Here is a 12,936-nt window from a genome sequence, read left to right as displayed (position 1 = left end):
TTCCGTGATCACGTTAAGTCGTGGTAACCAGGGTTGGTTCTACAGGTTTTTGTGCATGTTCTAGAATCGCCTTAGCTGCACGCCGCCCGGATAGGGTTGCTCCTTCCATACTATCGATGTAATCTTGTTGAGTGTAGCTCCCTGCTAAGAAGAAGTTGCTCACTGGGGTTTTTTGGTTAGGGCGATAGGAGTCCATTCCTGGAGCTTCTCGGTAAAGAGATTGAGCTAATTTAACCACACTGTACCAGGTCATGTTCAATTCCCGCGAAGAAGGGAAGAGTTCGTGGACTTGCTGGAGGACATGTTGGGCGATGGATTCATTATTTTGCCGGATAAAGGGATCACCGGGTGTTAGTACTAATTGTAACAGTGACCCTTGTCCTTCTTTGTAATAGTCACTGGGGCTGGTTAAGGCTAAGTCGGCAAAGCAGGAGAAGTCCGCATCGGGAGTATAGAGGAGATTATCCATCCCCGCCGCTTGTGCCAGTTGCTTCCGTTTTTGAGCATCATGGAGTTCTGTTACCCAGCCATCAAACCGCAGTTGCACGGTGGCGACAGGTACAGTGTCTAGCTGGTATAGATTATCAAACTCTGACCATTTGCGCCATGATTCTGGCAACAGACGCTGCACTCCAGGTACATCGGCGGCGCAAACGTAAGCATCAGCGGTAATGGTTTCTTCGCTTTCGCCTTGGGCGATGACTAAACCTGTCACATTAGCTGAGTCTCCTGTCTCGGTGTAGAGGATTTCTCTCACCCGTCGCCTGGTATAAATTTTTGCTCCTCGCGCTTCGAGGTAATTGATAATCGGTTGATGTAAGTATTCATTCGGCGAACCTTCCAGCATCCTGAGAATCGATGCTTCTGTTCTGGCTGCAAAGAACTGGAAGATTGTCAACATGCAACGGGCAGAGATATTCTCTGTATCGATAAAACCGAGGGCGTAGGCGATAGGATTCCACATCCGCTTTAAACTGCCGTTAGATCCCCCATGCTTGCGGAACCAGTCGGCAAAGCTGATTTTATCCAAGTCGCGAATCGTTTGCATTGCCCCGTCAAAGTCGATCAAGCCGCGTACTAGGGGACTGGTTCCGAGTGCGATCGCGTTTTGTAGCTTATCCTGAAGTGATAGCTGGGAGGTGGTGAAAAAGGCTTTGAGTCCATTAAATGGCGCTCCTGTGATAAAGCGAAAGTCTAGCGCTCCCGTGCGTCCACCACGATTAATAAAGGTATGGGTATGTTCTTTGAGACGTAGGTTCTCCAACGCCCCTACCTGGTTCATTAAGTCAAACAAGTTGTAGTAGCAGCCAAAAAAGACGTGCAACCCCATCTCGATGTGATTGCCCTCGGCGTCTACCCAACTGCCAACTTTGCCGCCCACGAATGGACGGGATTCAAAGATTTCTACATGGTGTCCGGCATCGACTAATTCTACAGCCGTCGCCATTCCGGCAAGTCCTGCCCCAACGATCGCAACGCGCATCGTAGCTCTTCCTTTTCAGTTTTCTTTACAGATTGTAATAGAATTTGGTATCCAAATGCAGCTTATGGGCTTGCGATCGCAGTTTTGTTTGGTGGGATGAAATCTTGATAAAGTTGGCTAAACAGAGTTGCTGATGTCAGCCAATAGGAATTAGAATGTACAAAGTGTCTTACATGTTATACAGTAAGTATTACAGACTTACCAGTCTACAAGAATTGGGTAAGGCAAATATCTTGCCAAAGAGAAAGCAGGAAAGGTTACTCAATCTGAACATCAGGGTTGCTAATTACAGATAGAACACCCAACAAAGTCTTTCTACAGGCTCAGCCTCCTAGACGTGAGCCTAACTCTAACTGAGCCGACAGGCAATAGCAGTTTTCATGTCACTGTTTTTGCTTAATCATTTTTAATGCAACTCAAATGTGTTTGAACAACAAAGAACGTAAAAGAGAGGAAGAGAAGGTATTACTATCTTCCCTAGCGGTTGAAGTCGATACTATTTTTTTGAAACTTCGCAAAGCGGATCAAGTCATTCGGAATGAACTTAATTTACTAAATTATCCCAGCGTTCAATCCTTTGAAAAGAGCTGGATTGAGCCAATCCATGTCGAAGAACTAAAAAAGATTATTTATAAAATTCCACCTCAACATTTATTGGTAGATGAGTATGTTCTCTACATGCTTGACAGCCAAACAACGAGTATATTCGATTTAGTTGAAGATTATAATCATTCCCTAGAACACCGCAATAAATTGCAACAAAGCAAGGATTGTAGTACCCTAAAGAATGTCGATGAACAGTTAGGTTATGCGATTCGACGTTTGGGGGCGATGATCTATCATTTAAATATTCATTTAAATTTGCTAACTGTTTTGTTAGTTAAAGCCCCGATTCTCACCGAGCATCAACAAATCGTTATTAACGACAGCAAAGATAAGGTACAAAAAAAGCTGCTGGATGATTGGGATCAATGGCACGACAATGTTCGGTTTCTAGAAATCACCATTGATGAACCTTATGCGATTGTAACGTGGGCAATGGAAGATCTTTGTGGAGATGCCCTTCTTCAGCAGGATCGAGGCGGTTGGCAATTGATGACGATCAGTACAAGCCGATTCGACACAAAAGCCTTGGAACCCGTAAATATTTCCTTGGATGCAGCTCAACGCTTGCTCAAGCGTCATTACCAGAAACTTGAATATTAATCCCTTATTCCTGGGCAGCATATTAAAGCAAACACCAAACATTTTTGTAGGTTAGATTGACGTTAGGAAACCCAACAAAATCCCAGGCTAAAGCCTTTACTACGAACTAAATCTTGTCCGACTCCTTAGACAAATCGGATTGTGCGAATTTCTCGCCATAGTTCTTGGTACTGCTCAATCGCTTCTTGGGGTAAAGGATGCAGAAATTCACTGGCGTTGAGGATAGAGGGTTCTGGTAAAAGTATCGAACTGTTTCGCAGTGGGTTTGGTAACGTAGCCGGATTCAGGCTAACCAGTATCGGTGAAGCCCCATGAGTTAATAAAGAAATGTCAATCGCAGATTGTTTTTGCCAGCAAAAATTAATCCATTGCTGAGTTAATGATTGGAACGTTTCTGAGTCTGGTGATTCAGCAGCCGTCTTTTGCACAGCAGGTTGTACCCACACATCTGCCCAAAGGGATGTTCCTGAACGAGGAACGACGGATTGAATTTGGCGATCGCGTCCGCGCAGGGATAATATATCGGTAGACCAACCCACGGCTAGCCAAGTATCGCCTAAAATCAGGGGTTCTAGATAGTGATCTGAACTGTAAAGTTTAACCTGTTTATGTAGCTCTAAGAGTTCGGCTTTCAGATTGGGGACTTGACTCAAGTTGGCGGTATTATAGGAGAATCCTAATTTTTTCAAGGTCAACCCAATCACCTCTCGCGGACTATCGAGTAAGGAGATGCGATCGCGTAATTCTTTTCGCCACAAGTCACTCCAATCCGTCGGAATCCACCCTAATTCCTCAAACTTATCGCGGCGATAGGCAATAACCACTGTCCCCCAGCGATAGGGTGCGCCCCAAATTAATCCCGATTCATCAAGTTCTCCTTGGCGATTGCGTCTGACAATTGCTTGCCAACGGGGGGGTAACTGTTGCCATCCCGGTAATTGTAACAGTTCTAGGGGTTGAATCAGTTGCTGCTCAATGGCGGATTCTAGCCAATAACTTCCTAATGTGACCAAATTTGCGATCGCGGGTGGCTGGCGACTAATCAGAGGAATAGGAAACCGCTGCGGGGATTCTGGGTTCTGTGCTTGTCGTTTCCACACCAGAAGGTGATCGTATGTATCCTTAAGCTGGGCTTGTGGGTCAAACTTGAGCCTCACGGGTGAGTTTAGGGTTTGGCGAAATTCAGCCAATAGCTGAACGGGAATTGAATTTTGCAACAGTTCTACATTCAAAGCCGTTGGCTGTCTATTGCCACACCCAGACGCCAATTGCCCCAGTGCTAGGGCGCTAGCGCCCATTAGAAAGGAGCGTCGTTTCATCCCGAAAATCCAGTAAATTGATGGAATGGATGCGTGTTCTTTCAACAAACTAACATAATTTTTGTGTTCTTTGAGACGGACGGTCAAATAACTCATCTGCTATACAAGTGACCAGTGACCCGTGACTCGTTGAGGGAATCGGGGAAATTATCCAGAGTTCGGTCTTAGTTGAAGGCGCAATTGTTAATAAAACATTAAACAGTTAGATTGGCGACATTAAAGCAAGACAAAGCAAAAATCTGGCGAAAAAGGCGATAAACGCCTAAAATAAATCATTTTGGGGTTGACTGAATGACTGTAAGTTGTCCCCTCCCAAAAAATCAGCAGGACATCGGGGTAAGAATTGTCTCAAATAGTTAAATGAATCAGCACGAAGAGAACTTTCGAGTATAAATTGACTAGCATGTAGTAGAACTCGCTATGGAAATTGGTAAGCAGATGGATACAATTCACCAACAAATCACCGCCCTAAATCATAAAGTTGATGCCATATATCAAATTATCGAGCAGCTCGACCAAAAACTTTCCCAGTGTCTGCCTACAGTCAAGCCGATGTTAACCGTAGACTCTGAGCGACAAGCATCAACCGAAAAGGTTAATGACATCCCCGTCTACGCGAATCCAAAACTGCTTGACTCAGTAATGGAACATAAAGATATCCTGATTGAGGATACTGGTGAAGTATCTCAATTTCATAGGAATCACAACGGAAATCATCATCCAGAGAATCCCCTATCCGCCGATGTACAAGTGCAACGCCTCACTGCCCAATTGACCGCCGCCTACAATCGCATTGCGGCTTTAGAAGAACAGCTTCTCGCTCGCAGAATTCACTCTTGACCTAGTGGTATTGAGCTAGCAGTGTTTCAATGGCTTGTAGTAATTGAGTAGCGTTCCATCCTTGGTAAAGATGGGAGGCGATCGCACATCCTCCAGCACCGACGCCTTCCTTGACATATCCTTGTTCGTAAGCCCGTAGCTGCGGATAACTTGACTGGGCAAAACTTAAGTCGGTTGCCAAAAGGGGAACATCACCGATAGCTCGTGCTAATCCTACGGTATCACCCGTGGGATCATCTGCTACCCAGCGAGTTGTACCGACAACCACCTGCTTAGGTTGCCAATTAGCTTGAGTTTGCTGCGCCAACGCCCGTGCTAGTGCATAAACCGCCAACATTTGCGTCCCTCCAGCCAACAAAACACCAACAGTCTGACTTGCACCAAGTACCATTCCGGCGGATGTAATTTGCATCGGATCGCCTACGGCGGCGACTAACTCGAAGGGATCAATGAATTCTGTCAGTTTTCTTTCCCAGTCAGCCTGTTGCAGCCCGATGCGAACGATTTCTGCTTTTTGGCGATGATTACAGCGAGGATGGCTGCTATTGACTTTACCCATAGCGGCAATACCTAACCCTGTTAGGACACTCAAAGCCGTTGTGGTTCCGCCAACCACGCATTCAGCAATCATTACATATCCGTCTACGGCAACGGTTGCTAGTTTTTGACCCCAGATTAAGCCTTGCTCAAATAGATGTTTTACGGTGCTGATGGGCAAGGCTTTTCCCGTGGTCAAACAGTTAGCGGGTAAACCCTCTAAATCTATAGCTGGGACGGCTGGGGGTTGGGGTAAACCCGCATTGAATAGATAAACGGGAAGGTGACAAGCCTCGACAACAGCGCGAGAAATCAGCACAGGGGATGCGCCAGCATCCAAGGGAGGTAGAGGATATTGAGGATTGGGGGTAAAACCATTAACTAAGAATTCAGCATCCGCTACTGCTGTATACTTACGATCCTCTGGGGTTGCCCCAGCCGCAGAAATGCCGGGGATCAACCCTGTTTCTGTAAATCCTAAAATACAAGCAAGTAGGGGAGGTTGTCCCCGATACTGCTGCAACCATTGATTTCCTTGGATGAATTGGGTATAGATTCGGATCACGCCTGTCCTTTAGCTGAATCGACGAGAAGCCCAGCGCTGTACCCAAAGGGTGACGCGGTTCGGATCAATGATCAATGACCAATGACAATTAAACTAGGACAGGTGTTTCGGTTTGATCGAGTTCTCGAAACAAAGGCGTACTCAGATAGCGTTCACCAAAACTGGGTTGTATCATAACAATTAACTTACCCGCATTCTCCGGACGTTTCGCCACCTGAATCGCGGCACATAACGCAGCGCCGGAGGAGATTCCAGATAACAACCCTTCTTCTCGTGCCAAACGGCGACCAAAAGCGATGGCATCTTCATCACTAACTTGAAGCACTTCATCAATCAGTTCTGTACGCAAGACTTGAGGGACGAAGCCAGCACCAATCCCTTGAATCTTATGGGGTCCAGCTTGTCCGCCAGAGAGAACTGGACTACTGATGGGTTCGACTGCGATCGCGACAAAATCGGGTTTACGTTGCTTGAGAACTTCGGCAATGCCGGTAATTGTACCACCAGTGCCAACCCCAGCGATCAGGATATCGACCTGACCCTCTGTATCTGCCCAAATTTCTTCAGCCGTTGTCTCTCGATGGATTTGGGGATTGGCTGGGTTTTGGAACTGTTGCAGCATAAAGGCTTCAGGAGTACTTTCGGTAATTTCGTTGGCTCTGCGAATTGCTCCTTTCATCCCCTCGGTTCCCGGCGTTAGCTCTAGTTTTGCACCATAAGCTTTTAACATCGATCGCCGTTCTAGGCTCATCGTATCGGGCATTGTCAAGATTAGCTGATACCCTTTAGCGGCGGCTACCATGGCTAGGGCGATACCAGTATTCCCCGATGTCGGTTCCACTAAAACTGTTTTTCCTGGCTGAATCTGACCTGCTGCTTCCGCCGCCCGAATCATACTCATCCCGATGCGGTCTTTTACAGAAGCGGCTGGGTTCATTCCCTCCAGTTTCACCACAATTGTCCCCACACATCCCTCTGCTTGAGGAATTCGGTTGAGCTGAATTAGGGGAGTGCGACCGATCACTTCTGTGATGTCATGAGCAATTCGCATAGTTTCTCCTTATCAAAGAGTCATCATACCAAGTTGCGCTCTAACCTGTCTTATGACAGCGTTGCGGTAGCGAAAGCGTTAGCGAGGAACGAACGTCGGAACTTTTCCTCACAATCTCGCCAGATGCTTCGCTACTGTTCCTTCGCTGAGCATGACAGAGTTTAACTCTTTGAGAGCAACTTGGTATCAGGTCTGGGTTAATCTATCCTAACCCGTTACTCCAATTACTGTTCTGAGTTAATTCCTGTTCTTTAACCACGGGTATCAATGATTTGTGCTCGCTAACGCTAACACCTCGATACTTTAAGGTGGAGATTGTTGACGTAGCTGGAGGTTTCACCAAATGGTGAACTCTCAAAGCCTGACCCCGATATTTTCCGATCACCTCATCTTCCGTTACCTCAACCTGGGCAGGGGTTAGGTCATAGTTAACGCCTCGATAAACTAACTTGACGTTTTTCTCATCCGGCAATGATGACTCTGTGACGGGCGCAGACGATGAAGAACTGCGTCTATGATTGCTGAGAATTACCACGACTAGCAGCAATAATTGAATTTGCCAGGGTGCTAAACATAACGTTACAAGTAAGCTAACTAAGGCAACGGCGGCGGCAAGATAAGCCACTTCATTAGCCAAATGTTTAAAAAGATAGGCGGCGACGAGAAAAATCCCCAGGGGAAGGATAAATAATAAAGACATATCAATTGACCTGTAACCTACTTAATCTGTTATCTTAGCGAATTACCAAAGTATCAACAGGGGAGCAGGGCTTGCTGTAGCAATATTGACAGATACCTTATTCCTCATTCGTCATACTCGCTCCCGCAAAGAAGCCAGCTACGTCTTATGTAAGGGTTTGAAGACTATTTACACAACTTAATAATCCAGCAAAACTTGTACCCACTGAGGCGGGCGAGGAATGGGATTTTTCAGGCGATCAAAGATGAGTAATGCCACCAGATGAACAACAAATAAATAAACGGCATTGTTGACCACAATTGCCAAAATTGCCACCACCTGAATCAAGGTTAAACTGGGCTGAGCCAGTAACCCCAGCTTGATAAATCCCCATTCCACTAACTCCGTAATTTGAGTCATCACATAAACCCACAGATCCTCACTTAGCAGAATCGAGAGCAGCCAGAATCGAAAAAAGAATCCAAAAGTTCCCAGTAGAGTCCCAATACCAATGGAAAATAACCAATTCGCTTGACGTTTCCACAATGCGCCCAACTGAACGCCCATCAAACCGTAGGGAATCAAAAAGAGAATACTGCGGGTTGGTCCTTGTAGCACCGACAGCAACAACCCTGACACCAGAGCCGCCATCCAGGAGGCTCGATGTCCCCGACGCATATACACCAAGGCAATTGGCACAGGGAAAAACATCTTTAGGACAGGACCTAGGGGAAAATAATAATTAATCAGCCAAATCAAACTAGCTGTACTGGCGAGGAACGCCGTTTCCACCATGACTACAGTGGTATTGAACTGTAGCTGTTGTTCATCAGAGGAGTTACTCGCCTTCTTTTTGCCTTGATCAAGTATTTGCCGTTCAGGTCTAGCATTGGTTGATGTTTCCGTCTCTCGGTCTAGTTCCTCGACCAAATCCCATTCGTCATGGGTATTTTCACTGGCTGAGTCCTGGGGTTGGGGTTCAGTATTCTGATCGGGATTAGGGCGAGGCGTTTGGGCATCCTCAAAAGAATCGCTCATGCAGCTTTCATAAACGCTTAATCAACCTCCACTCTAACGCCCATTTTACGTGACATACTCCAGACAGCGATACAAGTATACGCTTCTGGCTTCTCCCACCTACTACATCTATAACGATCTCTATTTCTAGAGCGTAGGATTCGAGCTTTTAAAAGTGAGTAAGATGCCCAGACCCACTTTTTAATCCTTTTTTCTTAAGTGTGAGAACTTGTTTTTAAGCTTTCGTTTTTTGCTTTTCCAGAAAACCTATTCCAGCTATGGGTGTCTACTCTGTGCATTGCCCGAAACAAAGGCGTAGAACGGCAAATCTATTTATTTTACGTTTGCCAAGTTTCTAGTATATATTCAACCCATGAAATTTGACAACTCCGCTTCGCTCGCCTTGTCAGGCTATCCTTCCCGACGCTCCCAAAGGGGAGAGCGCTCTGCTGTCGCCTATAGCTCAAAACGATCGCCTGATCCCCTGAAGTGGATAAACCTGCCTCAAACTCTTACCCAGAACAAAGGACATAAGACGCTTCTAAGCAATAATGCGTTCTAGTGCCGGCAGATCAGGGATAAACATAATATCGTGTTCTCGCTTAATCAACCCTTTTTTTTCCAGCTTAGTCAACACCCGCGTCACCGTTTCCCGTGCTAATCCACTCAAGCTGCTTAACTCGCGATGGGGTAAGTTAGGAATCTCAGTGCCTTGCTGTTTGACTTTACCCTGACCCTCTGCCAAAAACAGGAGCGTGTCTGCCACTCGCGACGTACTATCAGACTCCCTCAGGCGTAGACGACGGTTAACTTGGCGCAAGCGCTTTGCCATAAGCTGAGACAAACGAACACCTGCTAGAGGTTCATCATGAATAAGCTGGACAAAATCTTGGGCGGGTATACTGCCAATCGTCGTAGGAGTTAAGGTAATCACATCGGTAGAACGAGGTACCTCATCCAGTGCCGCCATTTCGCCAAAAATTTCCCCCTTGCCTAAAATATTCAGGGTCACTTCTTTACCCTCCAGGTTATAAGTCCGAATCTTTGCCCAGCCCTCCAAAATGAAGTAAACCGAGCCACCCCAATCATTTTCCAGCAAAATCACTCGATCCTTTGGGTGGCTGCGAGTAACAACATGAGCCGTAGCTTGATTCACACTGGCTTCTGGTAAGCCAGCAAATAAAGGAGCCGTGCGAATTAACTCATTAACATTAGAGTTCATTGCGTGTGAGCTGTATCGATCATCCATGAAGCCAAACCACATTGTATACGCCGTGGACAAGTACGGCGATTTGTTATCCTCAAAAACTTGAGCAGGTTTTTTCCTGTTCCACAACAGACACAGGATTGAGTCGTTGTGGTGTCAGCGCCCCTCATCACCCCATCTAGACCAGCCATAATGGCAGATACAAGGGACTCATGTCCTGATCGATGACGGCGCTATACTCCCTCGAAGTGCCTTCAAAGTTAATCAGCCGCAGATTGGTACACAGCTATTATGCTTCATATTGAGGGAGATTTAACAATTTAGATGCCACTGATGAGGACTTGAGGGGACATCTGTGAGCCAGAATACGTTTATGATAATGACACTCACGCCAAATTTTTCGACCACCATAGTTCAAGTGTTGCTGGTTCATCTTGATTCATCCCATGCCTTTGCCCCTGATACCTTAAGGGAATGGACTTGTCCTCAATGGGTCATTGTCCACGACCAAGACATAATAGTTAATAGAAGCATGGGGATGTTTCACCGTGACTAAACAGAAGACAATTCAATCGCTGATTGCTGATATTGATAGCCTCCTTGCCAAGTTGGACTCCCGTTTCCCTTGGTCTAAATCCAACGACTTAGCCCGCGATCGCCAAGTTTTGGAACGAGTGCGTAGTTATTTGCTGTCGATGCAGCAAGAAGAATTGGCAATGACGCCAACCCAGCAATCAGCCGTTAGACCGATTATGCAAGCGGTGGCTCAAGAAATGGAGAGTATACGCCAACAGGTGAGTGCACCCTTGCTCTCTGAATTGTCTGACTTGCGTCAACAGCGAGAGTCTTTGACCCAAGAAATTCAGCAACTTGAACTCCAAAAACAGCAATTGCTCAATACTCTGACACCGATGGGGGGGGGACAAGAGCAAGCACTCCCAGCATTTGCTCAGGATTTAATTAACCAGTCAACTGAACGCCTGACGCAACAGTTGGCTCAAATATTACTAAATTTAGAAGCCCAACTGCTCAACGCTTCATCAACATCGGGATCACTAGGACAGCAAGCATCGGCGATGATGTCGCCACAAGAACGTTTGCAGCAACTGCGACAACTCCAAAAAGAGAGCGATCGCATGTTGATCAATATAGACGCCAACCAACGGACTCTCTTTGAGGCACTCAATCGTGATTTACAGGGGTATCAGCAGTCTTTGTCTCAAGGGATTGACAAAATGCACCGCTTGAGCAACCAAGGAGAGCTGTTATTTACAGCCCTTGTCAATCGCCTCGCTCAGTTATTGGGACGAGAAACCTCAACCTTGGTGCAATCTTCTCTACCCTGGTCAGAGGCGGCGGAATTATCTGAGTCAAGACCCAGTTCAACATCATCACCACCAAAACCCAGCAGTATCTTTGTCGGAGTTGATCCGGTTTCTCAGCCTGAATTCAACGTGACCCTATCTGCCAACGCCTCAACCCCGTCCCCACAAATGCCGGTTCAGCTTTCGTCTAATATTCCCGATCAGCAATCCACCCCAGAACTGGAGACAGAAAATTTAGCCGAAAATTCCCTAGACGCATTGATTGGCTGGGATATGGATACCCCAATCCCAGTAAACTCAACCCTAAATTATTCAGAATTTCCCGATCTAGATTTCTTATTAGACATCGATAGTGAACAGGAGTCCACAACACCATCATTCCTATCCGTCCCAATCACTCAGGCGGACGCCACTAAACCAGTACAACCAGACATTGCCGCTCAAAATGAAGCAGAGAACCGCCACCATGAAATTGATGAGTTGTATAATACCCTATTTGGCACAGACTTTGCTCAAGACACCAATATAAGAGCTTCCGCAAATACCGTCGAGGTGACCGATGCTAATCCCTCAGTTGCATCAATAACCACAACGGATTGGCAAGAGGATCACTCAACCGATCAGGCTGTAGGCGAGAATGTATCGGTTGAGGTTGTTGATTATCTATTTGACGGAGTTATTGATCCCGCCGAGGAAACGAGTTCACCAGAACCCTCGGTGGAAGGCGTCAATCATGATCTGCTATCTTGGGAAAGCTTACTATTTGAAACCCCAAAAACGGACGCCCCGATTGACTCAGAGTTAGTTGCAGTACCCGAAACAGGAACTCATCCTCACCAGGAAGCACTCAGCGAGTCTCAAGACGTTAAAACGATTACCGCCCTAACCGATTTACTCGATGAAATGGGGTTAAGTGATTCCTCCCCCGTTACCGAACTCCCATCCATGGCGGCGACTCGTGAGGAAGAATGGTTTCTGGAAAACCCAGGGGAAACTAATTCCCCAGTTACTTCAGTTGATGACTACTATATTCCCGCCTCACCAGACGAAGATTTACTGATAAGGGAGGAATTTCAGCAGTTTTCTGGTCAAGAGATTCGTCTAGACCAAAGTACCCTCCAGCAGCTTAGTGAAGACCTGCACAGCTTTGAATCGGTAGACCATCTAAATATTGTCCCTCAGCCATCCCCATCGCGCGATCGCATCGTCCCACCCCCAAGCTTCGATTTAGACTCAATCCAGTCTTTGCCTATGTCAGAGGAGTTGTTAGCAGAAGATTGGGAAGAGTTTGCCCTCCACGACCTATCCCAAGAGGATGTTATCTTCCCAGATTGGCAACAGACAAGCCCCACTGACCTAGACTCCCGCACACCCGATCCTTTGGTGAGTGACTCTGAGGACACGAATCCACCACAATCTCCAGCGTCGGAGGACGTTGCTGATGATTTGTCTGAGGAATCTATTGACATAGAAGGAGAAGATGTGGTAGAAGAATACGTCTTGGAAGATTCAGTAACTCCTGATCAAAATTCCATGAGTCAACCGCAAGAAACGTCTTTAGAGGATGGGGTGAATTAAACCTACTTAAATCTGTGTAAACAGATTGATTCACCCACCAGGGGCAGGATTAGACCTACGTTAGAGCGGTCAAGACACCTAGGAATTCGCTAGTTCGCTCTTCTCTGTCGGTTGAGATTAAGGAATGCT

Annotated in this window: 10 protein-coding genes; 3 read left to right on the top strand and 7 right to left on the bottom strand. The window is 46.4% G+C overall.

Features of this window, described 5'->3' with window-relative positions; all coding sequences use genetic code 11:
* Nucleotides 1–13 precede the first annotated feature (13 nt).
* The gene (zds, locus tag RIM23_RS31080) at nt 14–1,483 is read right to left on the bottom strand and encodes a 9,9'-di-cis-zeta-carotene desaturase (protein WP_446334776.1); all 1,470 of its coding nucleotides are present in this window, start codon (nt 1,481–1,483) and stop codon (nt 14–16) included.
* Between the two features lie 420 nt (nt 1,484–1,903).
* Between zds and RIM23_RS31075 the strand changes: the two genes are divergently transcribed.
* Nucleotides 1,904–2,689 carry a hypothetical protein gene (locus RIM23_RS31075; RefSeq protein ID WP_446372409.1) on the top strand — a complete coding sequence of 262 codons (786 nt, stop codon included), beginning with the start codon at nt 1,904–1,906 and terminating at the stop codon, nt 2,687–2,689.
* 125 nt (nt 2,690–2,814) lie between these two features.
* Here RIM23_RS31075 and RIM23_RS31070 read toward each other — a convergent pair whose 3' ends face one another.
* Entirely contained in the window at nt 2,815–4,008 is a 1,194-nt protein-coding gene (locus RIM23_RS31070) for an extracellular solute-binding protein (protein WP_446372439.1), read from the bottom strand.
* Between the two features lie 420 nt (nt 4,009–4,428).
* Here RIM23_RS31070 and RIM23_RS31065 point away from each other — a divergent pair, with 420 nt between their 5' ends.
* Nucleotides 4,429–4,848 (top strand): hypothetical protein, encoded by a 420-nt coding sequence (locus tag RIM23_RS31065; RefSeq protein WP_446372407.1) that lies wholly within the window; start codon nt 4,429–4,431, stop codon nt 4,846–4,848.
* A 1-nt stretch (nt 4,849) separates the two neighbouring features.
* Here the strand turns inward: RIM23_RS31065 and cobT are convergent, their stop codons facing one another.
* The 5 genes from cobT to RIM23_RS31040 all read right to left on the bottom strand — a co-directional run bounded on the left by cobT (nt 4,850) and on the right by RIM23_RS31040 (nt 9,946).
* Nucleotides 4,850–5,950: a nicotinate mononucleotide-dependent phosphoribosyltransferase CobT gene (cobT, locus tag RIM23_RS31060; protein WP_446372405.1), complete on the bottom strand. Its 1,101-nt coding sequence runs from the start codon at nt 5,948–5,950 to the stop codon at nt 4,850–4,852.
* An 88-nt stretch (nt 5,951–6,038) separates the two neighbouring features.
* A complete protein-coding gene (cysK, locus tag RIM23_RS31055) occupies nt 6,039–7,001 on the bottom strand; it encodes a cysteine synthase A (RefSeq protein WP_446372403.1) in 963 nt (320 codons plus the stop codon).
* Nucleotides 7,002–7,203: 202 nt separating this feature from the next.
* Nucleotides 7,204–7,701 carry a DUF4278 domain-containing protein gene (locus tag RIM23_RS31050; RefSeq protein WP_446372401.1) on the bottom strand — a complete coding sequence of 166 codons (498 nt, stop codon included), beginning with the start codon at nt 7,699–7,701 and terminating at the stop codon, nt 7,204–7,206.
* 177 nt (nt 7,702–7,878) lie between these two features.
* Nucleotides 7,879–8,718: a DUF2232 domain-containing protein gene (locus RIM23_RS31045; protein ID WP_446372400.1), complete on the bottom strand. Its 840-nt coding sequence runs from the start codon at nt 8,716–8,718 to the stop codon at nt 7,879–7,881.
* Nucleotides 8,719–9,238: 520 nt separating this feature from the next.
* Nucleotides 9,239–9,946 carry a Crp/Fnr family transcriptional regulator gene (locus tag RIM23_RS31040; RefSeq protein ID WP_446334768.1) on the bottom strand — a complete coding sequence of 236 codons (708 nt, stop codon included), beginning with the start codon at nt 9,944–9,946 and terminating at the stop codon, nt 9,239–9,241.
* A gap of 506 nt (nt 9,947–10,452) precedes the next feature.
* Between RIM23_RS31040 and RIM23_RS31035 the strand changes: the two genes are divergently transcribed.
* Entirely contained in the window at nt 10,453–12,807 is a 2,355-nt protein-coding gene (locus RIM23_RS31035) for a hypothetical protein (RefSeq protein ID WP_446372398.1), read from the top strand.
* The last annotated feature ends 129 nt before the right edge of the window (nt 12,808–12,936 follow it).

This window comes from Coleofasciculus sp. G3-WIS-01, from assembly GCF_040223135.1.
Taxonomy (GTDB): domain Bacteria; phylum Cyanobacteriota; class Cyanobacteriia; order Cyanobacteriales; family Coleofasciculaceae; genus Coleofasciculus.
Note: the sequence above shows the minus strand (reverse complement) of the source record. Positions and strands in the feature narration are given on the sequence as shown.